This is a genomic window from Microbacterium sp. M (assembly GCF_045181065.1).
Taxonomy (GTDB): Bacteria; Actinomycetota; Actinomycetes; order Actinomycetales; family Microbacteriaceae; genus Microbacterium.
In genome coordinates this window covers 3,152,718-3,170,980 of sequence record NZ_CP173721.1, presented here as the reverse complement: position 1 = coordinate 3,170,980, position 18,263 = coordinate 3,152,718, and the positions used below count along the sequence as shown (strand labels likewise).

General features: G+C 67.6%; 15 protein-coding genes. 11 read left to right on the top strand and 4 right to left on the bottom strand.

All coding sequences use genetic code 11. The features are described 5' to 3' along the window. Positions 1–8: 8 nt before the first annotated feature. The 3 genes from ACI7YT_RS15590 (at position 9) to ACI7YT_RS15580 (ending at position 3,975) form a co-directional block, all read left to right on the top strand. Positions 9–1,625 carry an ABC transporter substrate-binding protein gene (locus ACI7YT_RS15590; RefSeq protein WP_406246720.1) on the top strand — a complete coding sequence of 539 codons (1,617 nt, stop codon included), beginning with the start codon at positions 9–11 and terminating at the stop codon, positions 1,623–1,625. A 75-nt stretch (positions 1,626–1,700) separates the two neighbouring features. Continuing rightward, a complete protein-coding gene (locus ACI7YT_RS15585) occupies positions 1,701–3,059 on the top strand; it encodes a glycoside hydrolase family 32 protein (RefSeq protein WP_406246719.1) in 1,359 nt (452 codons plus the stop codon). Position 3,060: 1 nt separating this feature from the next. Then, positions 3,061–3,975 carry a carbohydrate kinase gene (locus ACI7YT_RS15580; protein ID WP_406246717.1) on the top strand — a complete coding sequence of 305 codons (915 nt, stop codon included), beginning with the start codon at positions 3,061–3,063 and terminating at the stop codon, positions 3,973–3,975. Positions 3,976–4,005: 30 nt separating this feature from the next. Here the strand turns inward: ACI7YT_RS15580 and ACI7YT_RS15575 are convergent, their stop codons facing one another. Continuing rightward, complete coding sequence (locus ACI7YT_RS15575; RefSeq protein WP_406246716.1) at positions 4,006–5,802, bottom strand: ABC transporter ATP-binding protein; 1,797 nt, start codon at positions 5,800–5,802, stop codon at positions 4,006–4,008. 107 nt (positions 5,803–5,909) lie between these two features. Between ACI7YT_RS15575 and ACI7YT_RS15570 the strand changes: the two genes are divergently transcribed. Both ACI7YT_RS15570 and ACI7YT_RS15565 read left to right on the top strand, forming a co-directional pair. Then, the gene (locus ACI7YT_RS15570; protein WP_406246714.1) at positions 5,910–6,734 is read left to right on the top strand and encodes a sugar phosphate isomerase/epimerase family protein; all 825 of its coding nucleotides are present in this window, start codon (positions 5,910–5,912) and stop codon (positions 6,732–6,734) included. Further along, entirely contained in the window at positions 6,731–7,855 is a 1,125-nt protein-coding gene (locus ACI7YT_RS15565) for a Gfo/Idh/MocA family protein (RefSeq protein ID WP_406246712.1), read from the top strand. The genes ACI7YT_RS15570 and ACI7YT_RS15565 overlap by 4 nt, the downstream gene beginning before the upstream one ends. Before the next feature lie 2 nt (positions 7,856–7,857). Here ACI7YT_RS15565 and ACI7YT_RS15560 read toward each other — a convergent pair whose 3' ends face one another. Next, positions 7,858–8,478: a TetR/AcrR family transcriptional regulator gene (locus ACI7YT_RS15560; protein ID WP_406246711.1), complete on the bottom strand. Its 621-nt coding sequence runs from the start codon at positions 8,476–8,478 to the stop codon at positions 7,858–7,860. Between the two features lie 118 nt (positions 8,479–8,596). Here ACI7YT_RS15560 and ACI7YT_RS15555 point away from each other — a divergent pair, with 118 nt between their 5' ends. Beyond that, positions 8,597–9,700, top strand: a complete 1,104-nt coding sequence (locus ACI7YT_RS15555; RefSeq protein ID WP_406246709.1) for an AI-2E family transporter — start codon at positions 8,597–8,599, stop codon at positions 9,698–9,700. A gap of 19 nt (positions 9,701–9,719) precedes the next feature. On the opposite strand, the gene ACI7YT_RS15550 is transcribed toward ACI7YT_RS15555, so the two are convergent. Continuing rightward, on the bottom strand, positions 9,720–10,751 hold the full coding sequence (locus ACI7YT_RS15550; RefSeq protein WP_406246707.1) for a LacI family DNA-binding transcriptional regulator: 1,032 nt from the start codon (positions 10,749–10,751) through the stop codon (positions 9,720–9,722). 164 nt (positions 10,752–10,915) lie between these two features. Here ACI7YT_RS15550 and ACI7YT_RS15545 point away from each other — a divergent pair, with 164 nt between their 5' ends. The 5 genes from ACI7YT_RS15545 (at position 10,916) to ACI7YT_RS15525 (ending at position 15,682) form a co-directional block, all read left to right on the top strand. Further along, positions 10,916–11,956 carry a nucleoside hydrolase gene (locus ACI7YT_RS15545; RefSeq protein WP_406246706.1) on the top strand — a complete coding sequence of 347 codons (1,041 nt, stop codon included), beginning with the start codon at positions 10,916–10,918 and terminating at the stop codon, positions 11,954–11,956. Positions 11,957–11,990: 34 nt separating this feature from the next. Continuing rightward, a complete protein-coding gene (locus tag ACI7YT_RS15540; protein ID WP_406246704.1) occupies positions 11,991–13,250 on the top strand; it encodes an ABC transporter substrate-binding protein in 1,260 nt (419 codons plus the stop codon). A gap of 22 nt (positions 13,251–13,272) precedes the next feature. Continuing rightward, positions 13,273–14,202: a carbohydrate ABC transporter permease gene (locus ACI7YT_RS15535; protein ID WP_406246702.1), complete on the top strand. Its 930-nt coding sequence runs from the start codon at positions 13,273–13,275 to the stop codon at positions 14,200–14,202. Continuing rightward, entirely contained in the window at positions 14,199–15,032 is an 834-nt protein-coding gene (locus tag ACI7YT_RS15530) for a carbohydrate ABC transporter permease (RefSeq protein ID WP_406246700.1), read from the top strand. Before ACI7YT_RS15535 ends, ACI7YT_RS15530 begins: the two co-directional genes overlap by 4 nt. A 206-nt stretch (positions 15,033–15,238) precedes the next feature. Next, positions 15,239–15,682 carry a DUF6325 family protein gene (locus tag ACI7YT_RS15525; protein WP_406246698.1) on the top strand — a complete coding sequence of 148 codons (444 nt, stop codon included), beginning with the start codon at positions 15,239–15,241 and terminating at the stop codon, positions 15,680–15,682. Positions 15,683–15,686: 4 nt separating this feature from the next. Here ACI7YT_RS15525 and ACI7YT_RS15520 read toward each other — a convergent pair whose 3' ends face one another. Continuing rightward, complete coding sequence (locus tag ACI7YT_RS15520; protein ID WP_406246697.1) at positions 15,687–18,251, bottom strand: LuxR C-terminal-related transcriptional regulator; 2,565 nt, start codon at positions 18,249–18,251, stop codon at positions 15,687–15,689. Positions 18,252–18,263: the final 12 nt, after the last annotated feature.

Here is an 18,263-nt window from a genome sequence, read left to right as displayed (position 1 = left end):
AGCACATCATGAGACACCGCCGTTTCCTCATCGCTTCGACCGCCGCCGTCACGGGCGCACTGCTGCTCGCCGGATGCACCGGCGGCGGCGACACCGCCGCCGAGATCGAGGACCAGTCCGACGAGTACGGGTTCAACCAGGAGGGACTGCCCATCGTCGACGAGACCCTCTCGCTGACCTTCGGCGGCTCCAAGGCCCCGCTCGCGCCGGACTACTCCGAGATGGAGCTCGTCCAGCAGTGGGAAGCCGACACCAACATCGCCATCGCGTGGGAGAACCTGCCCGATCAGGTCTACGCCGAGAAGAAGAACCTCATGCTCGCCAGCGGCGATCTGCCGGACGTCCTGTTCAACACAGGGCTCTCGGATGCCGAGATCGTCGAGAACGGCAGCAACGGAACCCTGCTCCCGCTCGAGGATCTCATCGACGACTATGCGCCGACGCTCTCCGCGATCCTCGACGAGCGGCCCGATATCCGAGCGGCCATCACCGCCTCGGACGGACACATCTACACGCTCCCGTCCGTGGAAGAGCTCGGCCTCGTCGCGTATCCGAACTTCCTCTTCATCAACACCACCTGGCTCGACGCGGTCGGTCTGCCCATGCCGACGACCATCGACGAGTATCACGACGCGCTCGTGGCCTTCGCCACGCAGGACCCGAACGGCAACGGTGCCGCCGACGAGATCCCCCTGAGCTTCCGGACCGACTCGTTCGCCGCGAACCCGCACGACCTCGTCGCAGCGCTCGGCGGTCAGCCCGAGAACAACGACCACCGCATCGTCCGCGACGGCGAGGTGCAGTTCACCGCCGACACCGACGAGTACAAGGCCGGGGTCGCGGGCCTCGCCGACTGGTACGCCGAAGGTCTCATCGACCCCGAATCCTTCTCTCAGGACGACGTGGCGTATCTCTCCAAGGGCAAGGCGTCGACCGAGATCCTCGGCTCGTTCTTCTGGTGGGAGCTCAAGGAGATGGTCGGAGACGATCGCGTCGACGACTACGCCCTTGTCGGCATCCTCGAGGGTGAGAACGGCGAGAAGCTCGCCAGCGTCTCGAACAACCAGGAGATCGGCCGAGGCGCTATGGCGATCACCCGGGAGAACAAGTACCCGGCGGCGACCATGCGCTGGGCGGACCGGCTGTTCGACCCGGTGATGTCTGCGCAGTCGAACTGGGGGCCGATCGGAGTCACCCTGGAGGAGGATGCCGACGGCATCCTCGTCCAGATCCCGGCCGCAGCGGGAGAGTCGGAAGGCGAGCGCCGCCAGCGTGTTGCTCCTGGCGGGCCCAAGGTCACGACCGCCGAGGACTTCGTGACCGTCGTCGCCCCGGAACCGCGTGCCAAGGAGCGGCAGGATCTCGTCGCCGAGTTCTACGAGCCGTACCAGGCCAACGAGGGCTACCCGCCCGTATTGCTCTCCAACGAGGAGCTCGAGCAGGTGTCGTTCGCAACCGCCGACATCAACACCCTCGTGAAGGAGAAGTTCGCCTCCTGGATCGTCGACGGCGCGGTCGACGACGAGTGGGACGCCTACGTCTCCCAGCTCGAGTCCCTCGGCGTCGACGACGTCATCGCCACCTACCAGCAGGCATACGACCGCTTCCAGGAGGGCGGGGAGTAATCCTCGCGGGTGGGGAGGGTCACGATCCTCCCCGCCCGGGCCGTCCGCTCCGCCATCGACACCACAGGAAAGTCCGTGACCTCTCTTCCCACCGCCCATCTCGCCGCCTTGCGTCCGGCCGTCCACTTCACCGCGAGGGACTCCTGGCTCAACGATCCGAACGGACTGCTGTTCCACGACGGCACCTATCACCTCTTCTTCCAGAACAACCCGCTGGGGAGCACCTGGGGGAACATCTCCTGGGGGCACGCGACCTCGACGGACCTCGTCTCGTGGGAGGAGCAGGAGGTCGCGATCCCGTGGACCGATGACGAGATGGCGTTCTCGGGCAGCGCGGTGGTCGACGTGCGCAACACGGCGGGCTTCGCGGGCCCGGGGGAGACCGCGATGGTCGCGATCTACACGGCGGCGAAACACGGGTCCCAGGCGCAGGCGCTGGCGTACAGCGTCGACGGCGGATCGACCTGGACGCGCTATGCGGGCAATCCCGTCCTCGACATCGGCTCGAGCGAGTTCCGGGATCCGAAGGTGTTCTGGTACGGGGGAGACGATGGGCACTGGGTGATGGTGGCGGTCGAAGCGGTCGCCCGCCGGGTCGTCGTCTACACGTCGCCGGATCTGCGCGAGTGGACCTTCGCGTCGCACTTCGGTCCCGCGCACGCCACGGGCGGGGTGTGGGAGTGTCCCGACCTGTTCCCGCTCGTGGTGGAGGGAGCCACCGAGGTGCGCTGGGTGCTCATCGTCAGCATGAATCCGGGCGGCATCGCCGGCGGCTCCGGGACCCAGTACTTCGTCGGGGATTTCGATGGCGCGCTCTTCACTCCCGAGCGTCTCGTCGAATCCGACGACCTCGCCGACTTCGACTGGCTCGATTACGGCCGGGACTACTACGCCGCGGTCTCGTTCAACGATGCTCCGGACGGGCGCCGTCTGATGATCGGCTGGGCCAGCAACTGGGACTACGCCAATGAGACCCCGACCGCGCCGTGGCGATCCGCGATGTCGCTGGTGCGCGAGGTCCGGCTGGTGCGGGATGCGCAGAATCGCCTGCGCATCGCGCAACGACCCGTGCTGCCGACCGACCGCGAGGGCCTTGCGGTCTTCGAGCTCACGGTGCCTGCCGCGGCGGGCGACCGGCACGCCGTGGTCCTGTCCGGGGCCGACGACGAGCGCCTCGTCGTCACGGTCGACGGCGAAGAGCGCAGCATCACCTGCGATCGCACGGCGAGTGGCGAGACCGGGTTCCACGCGGGCTTCCCGTCGGTCGATCGGGCCCCGCTTCCCGCCGACGCGACCGAGAACCTCGATCTCCTGGTCGTGGTCGACGGCACCATCGTCGAGATCTACGCCGGTGACGGGTTGGTCGCGATGACGGAACAGGTGTTCCCGACCGAGCAGTACAGCCGGGTTCGCGTCGAAGCCCTCGGAGGATGAGGTGACGGCGCGTTCGGAACTCGAGGTGCTCGTCGTCGGGGAGGCACTCGTCGACATCGTCCGGATCGGTGGTGAATCGAGCGAGCACGTCGGCGGCAGTCCAGCCAACGTCGCGCTCGGGCTCGGACGGCGCGGCGTCGCCGTCGGCCTGCGCACGCAGATCGCCCAGGATGCTCGAGGGCTCGCGATCGTCGAGCGCCTCACCGCGTCGGGTGTCGACGTGCTTCCGGAGTCGATGACGGCTCCGGCGACCTCCACCGCGCGGGCGGTCGTCGGAGTGGACGGTCAGGCCGAGTACGAATTCGACATCGCGTGGGAGACGTTTCCGGCACCGATCGATCTCGCCCCGCGGGTCGTTCACACCGGCTCCATCGCGGCCTTCCTGGCGCCGGGTGCGGGATCCGTCGTCGACCTGCTGCGGAATGCGGATGCCTCGGTGATCACCTTCGACCCCAACGTCCGCCCGTCGCTCGTCGGCGACCGCGCGGAAGCGCTCCGTGCGTATGAGTCCGTAGCCCGTCTGGCGGACGTGGTCAAGATGAGCGATCAGGATGCCGAGTGGCTGCACCCCGGCAAGAGCGTCGATCAGGTGATCGACGCGGTGCTGGCTCTGGGGCCCTCGCTCGTGGCGATCACGCTGGGTGCGGATGGTGCGGTCGTCGCGAGCGCGGATCATCGTGCGACGATTCCGGCGGTATCCGTCGCCGCGGTCGACACGATCGGCGCAGGCGACACCTTCATGGCATCGCTGATCCACTCCGTGCTCGAGCACGGTCCGAGCGGGTTGGATGCCGCGGGCCTGCAGCGCATCGGCGAAGACGCCACGCGTGCTGCGGCGATCACCGTCGCCAGGGCCGGTGCGGATCTGCCGTGGGCTTGGGAGCTCGAAGCGAGCCCGAAGTCATCGACCCGTTGACCGTTTCGCGCATTCGGCCGACCCAGGCGATCAGTTTCCGTCTCGTCGCCCCGCCTGCGTCGCATGCAGGTGCGTGTACCGCCCCTCTGTCGCGAGCAGCGTCGCGTGATCGCCCTGCTCGACGATGCGGCCGTGCTCGAGCACGACGATCCGGTCGGCCTCGCGGATGGTCGACAGCCGGTGCGCCACGACGAGGGTCGTGCGGCCCCTCATGAGACGCGAGAGCGCATCCTTCACGAGACCCTCCGACTCGGGGTCCAGCGCGGACGTCGCCTCGTCGAGCAGCAGGATGCGGGGGTCGCGCACGAGGGCTCTCGCGATCGCCAGCCGCTGCCGCTGCCCGCCGGACAGGCGGGCCCCTCGCTCCCCGACGACGGTATCCCAGCCGTCGGGCAGGCGGTCGACGAACTCGGCGGCGTTCGAGTCGATCAGCGCCTGTCGCAGCCGATCCTCGGGCGGGTTCTCCAGGCCGTAGGCGATGTTCTCCCGGATGCTCCCTTCGAACAGCACCGACTCCTGCGGTACCACCGACATCGACCGGCGAACGGTGCGCATGTCGACGTCCTGCATGTCGAGGCTGTCCAGCAGAATCCGCCCGCTCGTGGGCCGAACGAAGCCGAGCACGAGGTTCAGCATCGTCGACTTGCCCGACCCCGATGAGCCGACGAATGCGACGGTCTGCCCCGCGGGGATGTCGAGATCGACCTCGTGCACGGCATCCTCATCCGCGCCCACGTAGCGGTGCGAGACCTTCTCGAGCTGCACGTGCCCGGTGACCGAGTCGACCGGTCGCTTGCCCGCGTTCTGCTCGAGGTCGGGCTCCTGCAGCACCTCCGAGATCGAACGCATCGACTCGAGACCGCGCGCTCCGACCGGAATGAGCATGAGCAACGAGGTCAGTCCCTGCGTGAGAAGTGCGAAGTACGACGACAGCAGGACCACCTCGCCGGGGGTGATGGGCAGGATGCCGGTCAGCGCGAAGATCCCCGCGAGAGCGAGGCATCCGAGTCCCAGCAGCTGCATCGCGACCCACGAGATCGAAGCGACGTGGCCGTTGAGCATGTCGAGATGGAGCCCAGCCCTGCGCACGCCGTCCGCGCTCGCCGAGACGCGCGAGACGGCCGTCTGCTCGAGGCCGTGCGCGCGGGTCACCGGGATGAGCGACGCCATTTCGCCCACGCGTGCGGCGAAGCCCTCGACCTCGCGCCGGAACACCTCGTTGCGCGCCCGCGATCGCCGGCTCAGCGCCCACCGCAGGACGAGCGCGATCGGCACGGCGAGGGCGTACACCGGAAGGAACTGCGGCACGGCGATCGCGGTCATCGTGATCGCGCCGATCAGCACCATCGTCGACGACAGCAGCGGATGCGTCAGCTGCTGCAGCATGAGCTCGACGTTCTCGACGTCGCGCACGACCTTCGTCTGCAGGATCGATGAGCTCATCCGCGTGTGATACCCGATCGACAGGCTCTGCAGACGCGCGGCCAGGGCGTTGCGGAGGTCGGCACCGGTGTCGCGTACGACCGTCATGAAGTTGCGCGTGTAGACGATGTGGTTCGGATAGTTCTGCAGCAGCAGGACGGCCGCGATGCCGAACCACATGAGCAGAGTCGACACCTCGCCGCCTGTCGCGACGAGGTCGATGATCTGGGCGGTGACGACCGGGAGGAACCAGAGGGGGATCTCCTTGAGCGCGAACGCGATCAGCGCGACGGTGATCCGCCCTGGACGGCGGGCGAGCAGGCGCAGCACCGAGCGGGCAGGGCGAGGACCCTGGACGATCCGGATGGTTCCGGTCGCCGTGCTGGAAAACGCTTTCGCAGGCATGCTCGATGGTACCGCGTGATTCGAATAACTTCCATGTGGAGGTTTCTGCTATTCTGACCGCTGGGCCGCCGCCGGCCCGTCGTTCCCCTCAGAGAAGGAAGGTCAACGTGGCCCTGCCAGAAGCCTCGGTTCAGCTGTACACGCTCGCAGCGGAGTTCTCCGCCGACATGGGGGGCTCGCTCGACAAGCTCGCCGCGATCGGCCTGCGCAACGTCGAAGCGTTCGACTTCGTGCGCCGTCCGGAGGAGATCCGCACGGCATTGGATGCCTCGGGACTCGTCTCCCCGACCGGCCACGCCCCGCTGCTCTCGGATGAGCTCTGGACGCCGGACGGCTCGATTCCCACCCCAGCCCCGGAGGTCGTCTTCGAGGCCGCGGCCAAGGTCGGCATCAAGACCGTCATCGACCCGTTCGTCGCGCCGGAGCGCTGGCTGACGCTCGAGGGCGTCACCGACATCGCCGACCGCCTGAACGTGCTCGTCGACAAGGCCGCCTCGTTCGGCCTCGAGGTCGGATACCACAACCACGCGCAGGAGTTCATCGCGGACTTCGACGGTCAGACCGCCTACGAGCGCTTCGTGGCGCTCACCGACGAGCGCGTCGTCATCGAGCTCGACCTGTACTGGGCGCTCGTCGGCGGCCAGGATGTCGTGGGCCTCGTCTCGCGTCTCGGCGACCGCCTCGTCGCGGTGCACGTCAAGGACGGCACCGCTCCGGCGAGCAATCCGTTCGCCCCCGGTGCGGACAAGTTCGGCTCGGACTCCCTCGACCAGCGTCACGCCGGCACGGGTGACGTGCCGCTCGCCGACGCGCTGGGCGCGGCATCCGCTCTCCAGTACGCGATCATCGAGTACGACAACGCGCCCGGAGACGTGTTCGCCGACATCGCGGCCAGCTACGCCTTCCTGATCGAGGGAGGGTTCGCCCGATGAGCGTCGTGGGAGTCGGAATCATCGGGGTCGGTGTCATCAGCGACACCTACCTGAAGAACCTGTCGTCGTTCCCTGACGTCGAGGTGCTCATCGTCGGCGACCTGCTGCTGGATCGCGCAGCGGCGCAGGCCGAGAAGTACGGCGTCCCGGCATCCGGGTCCGCCGAGGACGTCCTCGCCCACCCCGGCGTCGACCTCGTCGTGAACTTGACCATCCCGGCCGTGCACATCGAGGTCTCTCGTGCGGCGATCGCCGCGGGCAAGCACGTCTGGACCGAGAAGCCGCTCGGCCTCGACCGCGACAGCGCAGCCGAGTTGCTGCGCGAAGCCGAGGCGGCAGGTCTGCGCATCGGTTCCGCGCCGGACACCCTTCTCGGACCGGCGTTCCAGGCCGCTCGGCGGGCGATCGAGAGCGGCGTCATCGGCCGTCCGCTCTTCGCCCAGACCGCGTTCCAGACGCAGGGGCCCGACCTCTGGCACCCGAGCCCCGCGTTCCTGTTCGCGCAGGGCGCTGGTCCGCTGCTCGACATGGGCCCGTACTACTTCTCGGCGCTCGTCAGTCTGCTCGGTCCGGTCGACCGCATCGCGGCCGTCGGATCCAAGGCACGCGAAGAGCGCGAGATTCACACCGGGCCTGCCGCCGGGACGACGTTCCCGGTCGAGGTTCCCTCGACGATCCAGATCGTCACGGCATTCGAACAGGGGACGCAGGCGCAGAGCCTGCTCAGCTTCGACTCCGCGCTCGAGCGGCACGGCATCGTGGAGATCCACGGCACCGAGGGCACGATCGTGATCGCCGACCCGAACCAGTTCGCCGGTCGCATCGCCTACGTCAAGCCGCTCGGCGTCATCCGCGACGGCATGTCGTTCGAGCAGGAGTGGATCGAGATCGAGCACGACGACGTCGAGGTCGGACGCGGCATCGGCGCGCTCGACATGGTCCGTGCGATCGCCGAGAACCGGCCGCACGTGGCATCCGGAGAGCTCGGATTCCATGTGCTCGACATCCTGCTGTCCGCGCAGGAGTCGGCCGCGACCGGTCAGACGATCGTCGTCGAGAGCACAGTCGCGCCCGTTCCGCTGCTGCCCGCGGGCTTCGACCCGTACGCTGCGACGCTCTGACGTCAGCTGCTCGGGGGCGTCGCGCCCCTGAGCAGCACGTCGAGCATCTCCAGCGCCGCCTCGTGATCGACGGCATCGTCGAGCAGCCACTGCGTCTGCAGACCGTCGGATGCCGCGATCACGAGCGCGGCGACGAGTACCGGGTCGAGATCCTCGCGGAGGTGGCCCGATGCCTGCAGCTCGCGCACCTGCCCGGCGATCCCTTCGCGGAGCCGGGCGAAGCGGCCGGTGATGTACGCCTGTGCCGCGGGGTGGTTGTCCTCGAGGGCCATGGCGGTCAGCGTCGAGTAGAGCTGCACGAGGCCGGGGATGCTCCGGTTCTCCTCGGCGGACACTCGCATCTCCATGGCCGGGCTCGATGCGGCGGGAGGCTGCTTGCCGCTGCCGGGGCGCCGCTGCGATTCGCGGTAGACCTCGACGAGCAGCTCTTCGAGGGAGCCGAAGTAGTGCGTGAGGGCGGCGTGGGTCACGCCGACCTCCTGGGCGATCGCGCGCAGACTCGTCTTCTGCGAGCCGCGCTTGGCGAAGACCTCGATCGCCGTGTCGAGGATCTCCTGACGCCGGGCGATGCCCTTCGGATATCGGCCTCGGGGGTGGGGCGCATCGGCTGCGGAGTCGGTCATAGCTCGATGATACCGAGAGGCCAGGTGGAAAACCTCCACTTGGAAGTTCTTGCGCATCCGGTCGATTTCGCGCAGTTCGCATGATGTCCACCGGTGGCACCGGGTCATACCGTCAGGCATGGCCATCGATGCGAAACCGGACACCGGTGCGACGACGCGTTCGCGTACGGCGCGATTGCTGACCGCGATCGACCATCCGCTCGCGGTCGGCTTCATCGGAGCACTCGGCGTGATCGGCGCCGTCGTGCTCGGCAGCGCTGTCGGGTCGATCTCGACGATCCTCGTGTACATCGTGCTCGCGATGTTCGTTGCGGTCGCTCTCGACCCGCTCGTCGCGCGGCTCGAGAAGCGCATGAAGCGCGGTGGTGCGGTGGGCATCGTGTTCGGCGGCTTCGCGCTCGCGGTCACGGCATTTGCCGTGTTCGTCGTGCCGCCGGTCATCGGACAGGTCATCGAACTGGTCAGAGCGATCCCGGCGGAGCTCGCCGGTGTTCAGGAATCCGACTGGTATCTGGGGCTCGACGACCATGCGAGGGCCGGCGTGGACTCCGGGCTCGAGCAGCTGGCGAGCGTCTTCGGCGACCCGAACACGCTCCTCACGATCGGCGGCGGCGTTCTCGCCGCCGGCCTCGGACTCGCGAGCTTCGTCTCCGCAGCGCTCGTCGTCGTCGCCCTGACGCTGTACTTCCTGGCCTCCCTCCCGGCGATCAAGAACGCCTTCTACGGGCTCGTCCCGGCTCACAACCGGCCGCGTGTCGCCGGGTTCACCGAGCGCATCACGGGTTCGGTCGGCGCATCCCTCATCGGGTCGTTCACGCTGTCCGCGCTGAACGCAGCGTTCGTCTTCGTCGCCCATCTGCTCATCGGGCTGCCGTTCCCCGCTCTCATGGCGGTCATCGCTTTCGTGATCACGCTCATCCCGCTGTTCGGTTCGGTGGTCTTCCTCGTGCTCGGCACCGGCGTGGCGCTCTTCACCAGCCCGACCCAGGCGTTGATCTTCGCGATCGCGTATCTGATCTACATCCAGGTCGAGTCCTACGTGCTGAGTCCGCGCATCATGAACCGGGCGATCTCGATCCCCGCCGCTCTCGTCCTGATCGGCGCGATGGTCGGCGGCGCGCTGATGGGGGTGCTCGGGGTGCTCGTGGCGCTGCCGGTCACGGCATCCATTCTGCTCATCATCCGCGAGGTGGTGGTCCCCAGGCAGGATCGGAAGGTCTGAGGCACCGGATCTCTTCGCCTCAGCGCGCGGGAGCAGCGGCGGACGCCCTGATCACGAGTTCCGGCTCGAGTTCGTAGTGCGCCGCATGCTCGCCGGTGAGGATCTGATGATGCAGCATTCGGAACGTCGCTGCCCCGAGCCCTCGGAAGTCGAGGCGCATGGAAGTCAGCGGCGGGGAGAAATAGGCGGCCGTCGGCATGTCGTCGACGCCGACGATCGAGTAGTCGTCGGGGGCGCGCAGCCCGCGTTCTTCGAGGGCGTTCATGAAGCCGAGCGCGATCTCGTCATTGGCCGCGAACGCCGCAGTGAAGGACGTCGGATCGATCGCGAGTCCCGCGTCGCGGCCTGCCACCGGTGACCAGTCCGTCGCCCCCGAGAGGACCGACGGCTCGAGCCCGGCCTCCGCCATCGCCTCCAGATATCCGTGCTCGCGCTCGAAGGTCTCGTTGCGCGTCGCGGGGCCGGCGATGTGCACGATCCGGCGATGGCCGAGTCCGATGAGATAGCGCGTAGCCTCGGCGCCCGCCGCGCGGGAGTGCGCGCTCGCCGAGCTCTCGTCGGTCCATGGCCGCTCCGACACGGTGAGGACCGGAGTCGCCTGATTCCACCCGGTCAGCAGCCGGTCGACATCCGGGATGGGGGTGGCCAGCACGACGCCGTCCACCTGCACGGAGAGGAAGTGATCCATGGCGCGTCGGGCATCGGCTTCCCAGTTCTTCGCCTCGAAATCGAGATCGAGCTGCGAGATCATCAGCATGACCTCGGCTTCGCGGGCCGCTTGACCGAGCCCTGTCAGCACAGCGGCGCCTCCGTAGTTGAGAGCACCCATCGACAGGACGCCGACGATGTTCGAGCGCTGCGTGCGCAGGCTGCGCGCCGACAGATTCGGAATGTAGCCGAGTTCATCGATGGCCGCGGCGATCCGCTCGCGGGTCTCGGCGCGCACGTAGCCGACGCCGGTGAAATAGCGGGACACGGTCTGCGTGGAGACCTTCGCCAATCTGCCCACGTCCGCCATGCTCGGCCGGGCCGGGGTGCGCTGCGTCGTCAACAGACCCTCCTGGAGTGCTCGATCACGCGTCGATAACGATGGGATAACGCTGGGTCCCATCCTATAGGTGATCGATCACCTACCGATATAGGTTATCGATCACTTACACGGTTGGGTTATCGATCACCCAACCGGTCCGACAACAGCACGACAGAAGGTCAACGATGACGGCAGTTCCCGACGACGCGACGATCGCGAGTCACACCGCGCGCACCTGGACCCTGGGCACGAGCCCATGGCAGCGGATCGCTCCGATGGGCGCGGCGCGCATGCGCGTCATCATCGACAACGACTTCTCCGGCGATCCGGACGACCTGTTCCAGTTGGTGCATCACCTGCTCTCGCCCAACGTCGACATCCGTCTCGTCATCGGCTCCCACCTTCGCGACGGCGACCCTTTCGATCCCGGCCCCGGTAGCGCGGACAACGCCGTTCTGGTGATCCGGGACGTGTTCGCACGCATGGGGCTGACCTCGACCGACGTGATCGTCGCCGGATCGAACAGTCCGCTCGAGAACCGCACGACGCCGCAGCCGTCGGCGGCGGTCGACGCCATCATCGCCGAGGCCATGCGCGACGACGAATCGCCGCTGTTCTTCCTCGCTGGGGGCGGGCTCACCGACCTCGCCTCTGCCTGTCTCGTCGAGCCGCGCATCGCTGATCGCATGCAGGTGGTGTGGATCGGCGGTGTCGAGCACGACGGACTGGCCGTCGCGCCGCCGAGTGCGATGCCGATCGAATACAACCTGCTCATCGACGTCACCGCTGGTCAGGTCGTCTTCGAGGACTCGGCGTTGTCCATCTGGCAGATTCCTCGCGACGTCTACCGTCAGTGCCTGGTGTCGGACGCCGAGCTGCGTCAGCGGGTGGCGACGGCTGGGCCGATCGGCGAGTACCTGTATCGGGAGACGGCGGAGGTGATCCGTCGCGCTGCCGGCGAGGGCCGCGGCCCTGCCGAGACCTATGCGCTCGGCGATTCGCCGCTCGTGCTGCTGACCGCGCTTCAGTCGCTGTTCGAAGCGGACCCTTCCTCGTCGCAGTACACCGCGGCGCCGACGCCGTCGATCGGCGCCGACGGACAGTACATCGCCAGGCCGGATGCGCGTCCGATGCGCATCTACCGATGGGTCGACACCCGCCTGATGTTCGAGGACTTCTACCTCAAGCTCGCCGAGTTCGCCCGCTGGCAGTCCGAGCGAGCCTGACCTTCACTCACCACCCGAACGATTGGAAGCAATGATGCGTAACAACCGAATCCTGGGCACCGTCGCACTGAGCGCCGCGGCCATGACCGTTCTCGCCGGATGCTCCGGCGGGGGTGGCGGCAGCGACGAGAACGAGCTCGTGATCTGGATGCCCACCCAGGAAGACAGCCAGGGGGAGGCGATCAACGCGCTCATCGATGAGTTCGAGGCGCAGAACCCGGAAGTCGCCGTCACGCTCGAGGAGCGCTCGGTCGATGAGCACAAGAACGCCATGCGTCAGGCTGCTGGGACCGACGCCGGTCCGGACATCTACTGGTACTGGGAGGGCTCCGGCCTCGGCGGAGAGCTCATCGACGTCGGCGTGAGCAAGGATCTCAGCGACTACTACGCCGAGTACGGCTGGGAGGATCGCTTCACACCGGCCTCCCTCAGCGGAATCACGCAGTACGGCGGCTTCCACGGCGTGCCCTGGAGCCAGCAGGGGGAGGGCGTCTACTACAACAAGGCGCTCTTCGCGCAGGCAGGAATCGAGGCCGCTCCGACGACGTACGACGAGCTCGTGGACGCCGCGCAGAAGCTGAAGGACGCCGGCATCACACCGATCGAATTCGGCGGCACTGTCAACTGGGATGTCATGCGGCTGCTCGATTCGCTCATCGAGACCGAGTGCGGATCCGATGTCGCCGACGAACTCAACACGGGCGACGGCGACTGGTCTTCCGAGCAGTGTGTGACCGAGGCGTTCACGGAGCTCAAGACCTGGGGCGACGAGTACTTCAACGACGGGTATCTCGGGATCAACAATGACGACGCCGCGCAACTGTTCTTCTCGGGGCAGGCGGCGATGTCCCTGGAGGGAACGTGGTACAACTCGCAGGTCGTCGACAACGGGATGAACGTCGACGAGATCGGCATCTTCCCGTTCCCCACCGGCACGGGCCGGCTGTACGGCTTCGGCGAGGCGTTCTACATCAGCGAGTCCAGCGACAAGGCGGATCTCGCTGCGGAGTTCCTCGACTTCGGCACGTCGGTCGAGGGACAGGAGATCGTCGGCGACGCCTGGGCGGCGCTGTCAGTCAACGGTGACGTCGCCGTGGACGACTCGAACCCCCTGAACGCGGTGTGGGCGGACATCTTCGCGAACGTCGATGGCGGCTACACGAACAACGACCAGAACTTCTCGACCGCCGAGACCACCGAATTCTGGCGCATCCAGAACTCGGTGCTGACGGGCGACATCGACCCGGCGGACGCCGGTCCGGAGTTCCAGAAGTTCCGCGATTCGGCCCAGTGAGCACCGATAGGACACCCTGATCATGGCCACCGTCGCCGTGGTGACCCAGGGCCGCGCCAAGCGGCGCGGCCCTGCGCACCACAGATTCCGTCTCGCCGCCCCGTACCTCATCCCCGCTGTGGTGCTGTACGGCTGGTTCCTGCTGTACCCGATGCTCGATGCGGTCCGCCTGTCGTTCTTCTCGTGGTCCGGATTCCGCACCGAGCAGCCCGCGTGGGTGGGGTTCGACAACTACGTGCGCCTGTTCACCCAGGATGCGGTGTTCTGGACTTCGCTGCGCAACTCCGTCATCTGGGTCGTTCTGTCGCTGCTCGTCCCGACCGTGATCGCGTTGCTGCTCGCGCTGGGGCTGAACCGCAAGATGATCGGCCGCAACCTGATGCGCGCGATCTTCTACATCCCGGCGGTGTTCGCATCCATCACCGTCGCGGCGATGTGGCGCTGGATCTACAACCCGACGCTCGGGTTCGTGAATCAACTCCTCACAGCCGTCGGCCTGGGGGAGTGGACGCAGTCCTGGCTGGGCGATCCGCAGTTCGCGCTCGGATCGATCTTCGTCGCGAACATCTGGCAGGCGGTGGGCTTCAGCATGGTCCTGTTCCTCGCGGGTCTCCAGACCGTCCCTGTCGAGCTCATCGAGGCTTCGAAGCTCGACGGGGCGAACGCATGGCAGCGCTTCCGTGCCGTCACGCTGCCCGCGCTGCGGCCGACCACCGTCGTGGTCGTGATCCTCACGATCATCAATTCGCTCAAGGTGTTCGACCTCGTCGTCGGTATGACGGGCGGCGGGCCGGCGCAGTCGACACAGGTGCTCGCGCTCTGGTCCTACACGCAGTCGTTCACCAATCATCAGTTCGGCATGGGCGGCGCTGTCGCGACCGTGCTGCTGATCGTCACGCTCGCCCTGGTCATCCCCTACATGGCCTGGTCGATGAAGGAGGAAGACCGATGAAGCGTCGGCTCGACTACGTCGGCATCGGTCTGTGGATCTCGCTCGGCGTCACGTCGCTGCTGTGGTTCGTGCCTCTGCTGCTGATGTTCCTGACCTCGGTCAAGAGCAAGCCCGATCTCAACTCGCTTCCGATGTGGGCTCTGCCGTCCACGTGGGAGTGGGGCAACTACGCCAGCGCCGTCGATACCGGCGACTTCTGGGTGACCGCCGGGAACAGCCTGCTCATCGCCGCCATCAAGGTGCCGCTGGGGCTCGCGATCGCCGCGGCCGCCGCCTACGCGTTGGCACGGATCCGCTTCCGCGGTGGCCGAGCCGTTCTGATGATCATCGCGATCGGGTCAATGGTGCCTGTCCAGATCGGCCTGGGCCCGTTGTTCAGCACGATGCTGGATCTCGAGCTGCTGGATTCGCTGTACGGTTTGATCCTGCCGTACCTCGCGTTCGGCATCCCGTATCAGATCTTCGTCCTGTACGGCTTCTTCCGCACCATCCCGGACGAGCTCGAGGAGTCGGCCCGAATCGACGGAGCGTCGACGTTCCGGATCTTCTGGCAGATCGTGCTGCCGTTGGCCAAGCCGGCACTGGCAGCACTGTTCGTGCTCGATTTCGTCGCGACCTGGAACGAGTACGCCATGGCGACCACACTTCTGCAGTCGCAGAGCAACTGGACGATTCCGCTCGCCGTGCAGGGATTCTCCACGCAGCACGGCACCGACTACGGGCCGATGAACGCCTTCATCTTCATGTCGGCCATCCCGGTCCTGATCGTCTACCTCCTCTTCCAGAGGTACTTCGTCTCCGGAGCTCTCGCAGGGGCGGTGAAAGGCTGACTCGTCGCGAACCGGATGGGGGACCGGTCGGCTTCGGGTGGGTGTCATCGGCATCCACCCGGCTACCAGGCATCCGGACGTGATCTCGTCCAGCAGGGGCGCTGTGGATCGAGGGCTCACCCCTGCGGGATGATGCGCCGGGCGCGTCGGGATGCCGGGGTGCGAGCATCCTCGCAGACGCACATGTCGAGGGGAGGGAACCCGTCATGATCGGCAGTCGCGCCACGCTCGCCCCCGCCCAATACGGACCGGTGGAGCTCACAGTCATCTCGCTGCGGGACCCCGTGCCCTCGGCCGGAGTGCTCCATGCTCTCGCCGATCAGGTCTCGGAGGGCGTGGTCAGAGTGCTCGACTTCGTCATCCTGTCCAAGAGCGCATCAGGGACGGTCTCGATCGAGGAGATCGACCTCGACGGCTTCGCGCTCGACGGACTCGAACTGCACGCTCCGGGTCTCGCGGGTGATGAGGATCTGACCGCGATCGCCGGACGGCTGCCGTTCGGCGGCGCGGCCGCGGTCGTGGTCCTCGAGCTGCTGTGGGCGCGCGATCTCGCCGAGCAGCTCGCACACGACGGCAGCGTGGTGCTGGCGGCCGAGCGGATCCCGGCATCCGTCGTCAACACCATCGTCGGCATGGCCTCCGACGACTGACGATTCAGGCGAACAGTCGTACGGCCTCGCGGCGGGAGGCCACTCCGAGCTTGCGGTAGATCGCGCGCTGGTGCGTCTTGATCGTGTTGATGGAGACTCCGAGGCCGGCGGCGATCTCCTGCATCGTGCGCGTGGTGCGCAACTGTGCGAACACCTCGCGCTCGCGTTCGGACAGCACCTGGAGCGAGCCGCCGTCGGTCTTCGGCGCGAGGCTCGACGTGATGAACTCCTCGTGCTTCGTCCCCCAGGCGAGCTGCTCGGTCAGCACCTGACGAAGGTCGAGGCCACCGCCGGCGAAGGGGCGGCGCAGGTTCTCGGCGACGGCGATCTCGAGCGCGTCCTCGATGACATGATGGGCCTGCGACAGCCGGTCCGACCGCCAGTGCAGCACGCCCTCGATCAGCATGCGGCTCACGCGCACGTACGAGATCGCGTCGTAGCGCTCGATCCTGCGCAGCATGTGCAGCGCGAGCTGAGGACGCCCCATGCGCTCGGCGATCGCGGCGAGGATGACCGTGACCAGCGGGAGATCATCCGCGTCCTCGTACTGCGTCACGATCTTCAGCGCCTGCTCACGACGTCCGGACGCTTCGAACAGGGTCGCCAACGATGCGTGTCGGAATGCCACCCACTCGACGCCCTGCAGCACGCTCTGCGGCAGGGACTGCAGCTCGCGCGCCGCGTGCTGGCATGCGTAGGGATCCCGGCCCGCCGCGGCCGTGAAGGCCAGCAGCATGCGAGCGACTCCCGCGAAGGATCGATTCGAACTGCCGCTGCGCGTCGCTCTGGTCAGATCCGTGTGGGCGCTGTCGAGATCATCGCGCCAGTAGGCGGCGAAACCGGATGCCGTGGCTGCACTGCCGCCCGCGTACGCCGACCATCCGGACTCGTCCCGCTGCTCGACACCGCACGCGAGCACCTCATCCGCCCGTGTGAATTGACCCGCCCAGGCCAGCGTGTAGGCGAGATGGCCGAGGGAGCGCTGCTCCAGAGCCTCCTGTCCCGATGCCTTCGCCTCGACGGCGGCCGACGAGAAGAGCTGCACGATCAGCTCGGGCGACGTGCGATGGCGCAGTTCCGACCAGCCGAGCAGATACAGCAGCGCTGCACGATCCGTGCTGCGCACTCCGTCCGCCTGCTCGAGCCGTCTGTGCGCGCGGGAGACGGCGCGCGCCAGCTCGGTGCGATCGTCGACGAGGAAGAGGTCTGCGCCGACCCGGATGGCGGCGTACTCGTCGGCGTCGACGGTGTCGGCGCGGGCATCCGCCCTCGTCGCATACATCTGGGCGATCTCGCGGCTGCCGACGACATCCTGTGCGCACGCCCTCATCAGCAGCACCCGCGGATCGTCCGCGTAGCCGTCGGGGAGTGCGGCGCACCAGGCATCCAGCGCGTGGGCGCGGGAGCCGACGGCCAGCGCGATCCAGTGCTCGATGACCAGTCGGATCGCGTCCTCGGTGTCACCGGCATCCACGAGGTACTCCGCAGCGGCGAGGGGATCCAGATCCCGCAGATATGCCGCAGCGAGCCGCAGAACCTCGACGCGACGTCCGGGGGCGCGCTGTTCGAGCAGCCGCCGGAACTGTCGTGCGGCGACGCCGTGCCATCGATACGCGAACCCGCCGTCCGTCTCGAACCGATCGAGGAACAGGCCCAGCTCGGCGCACCGCTCGAGCAGTTCGCCGCCGTCGTCGACGCCGGAGATCACGGATGCGAGCCCAGGGGTGATCACCCGGCACACCGAGGAGTCCAGAACGAACGCCGCCACATCGTCGGGCAGGGCCGAGAGGACGTGGTCGCGGATGTACCGGCGCAGCAGCGGCTCGTCCGTGCCGTCGACGGCATCCGGTCGCACGCCGCTCAACTGCACGAAGCGCAACGCGATGGGCCAGCCGCTGGTCTCGGCGAGGACGGCATCCGCATCGACCGGCGTCCTCGCCGACGTGTACAGCTCGCCGATCTCGTCGCGGGTGAACGCGAGGTCGCGGGGCTGGATCGTGCAGGATGGGTGCGTCAGCGCCATACGGCTCAGCGCGATCTCGACGTAACCCGTGCCGACGACGATCACCTGGAGCTGTTCGCATTCGCCGCGGATGAACGCGCCGAGCAGCCCCTCTGCCAGTTCGTCCTGGGCCCGATGCGCGTCATCGACGACGAGCACGATCGGGGCCGGTGCCTGCGACAGGGCCTCGGCGACGACGTCAAAGGCGAGGGCGTCGTCGATCTCGTCCGGATCGATGCTCAGCAGATCGGCGAGATCCGCGCGACCGGACTCGTGCGCGAGCCCTTGGAGGGCCCGGAGCGCGCTGACCTTCAGGTGCGCGCTGTCGGTGTCCCAGGTGCCGAGCGTCAGCCACGCCACGCGATCGCGATACGGCCCGGCCCATTCGGCCACGGCCGAGGTCTTCCCGTATCCGCCCGGCGCCACGACCAGGACCGTCGGATGCTCGGCCAGACGTGCATCCAGCAGTTCGGGCAGCCGGGGTCGCCGGAGGTATCCGGGCTGCTGCGCCGGCGGCCGGAAGCGGACACCGCGAACGCGGGCCGAAGCGGATGGCGGGGGGACCATGCCCTCAGTATC

Coding starts and splice junctions, on each gene's coding strand:
- ACI7YT_RS15545 (WP_406246706.1), top strand. CDS start 10,916: ATGACGGCAGTTCCCGACGACGCGACGATCGCGAGTCACACCGCGCGC.
- ACI7YT_RS15590 (WP_406246720.1), top strand. CDS start 9: ATGAGACACCGCCGTTTCCTCATCGCTTCGACCGCCGCCGTCACGGGC.
- ACI7YT_RS15560 (WP_406246711.1), bottom strand. CDS start 8,478: ATGACCGACTCCGCAGCCGATGCGCCCCACCCCCGAGGCCGATATCCG.
- ACI7YT_RS15530 (WP_406246700.1), top strand. CDS start 14,199: ATGAAGCGTCGGCTCGACTACGTCGGCATCGGTCTGTGGATCTCGCTC.
- ACI7YT_RS15540 (WP_406246704.1), top strand. CDS start 11,991: ATGCGTAACAACCGAATCCTGGGCACCGTCGCACTGAGCGCCGCGGCC.
- ACI7YT_RS15525 (WP_406246698.1), top strand. CDS start 15,239: ATGATCGGCAGTCGCGCCACGCTCGCCCCCGCCCAATACGGACCGGTG.
- ACI7YT_RS15575 (WP_406246716.1), bottom strand. CDS start 5,802: ATGCCTGCGAAAGCGTTTTCCAGCACGGCGACCGGAACCATCCGGATC.
- ACI7YT_RS15555 (WP_406246709.1), top strand. CDS start 8,597: ATGGCCATCGATGCGAAACCGGACACCGGTGCGACGACGCGTTCGCGT.
- ACI7YT_RS15535 (WP_406246702.1), top strand. CDS start 13,273: ATGGCCACCGTCGCCGTGGTGACCCAGGGCCGCGCCAAGCGGCGCGGC.
- ACI7YT_RS15520 (WP_406246697.1), bottom strand. CDS start 18,251: ATGGTCCCCCCGCCATCCGCTTCGGCCCGCGTTCGCGGTGTCCGCTTC.
- ACI7YT_RS15565 (WP_406246712.1), top strand. CDS start 6,731: ATGAGCGTCGTGGGAGTCGGAATCATCGGGGTCGGTGTCATCAGCGAC.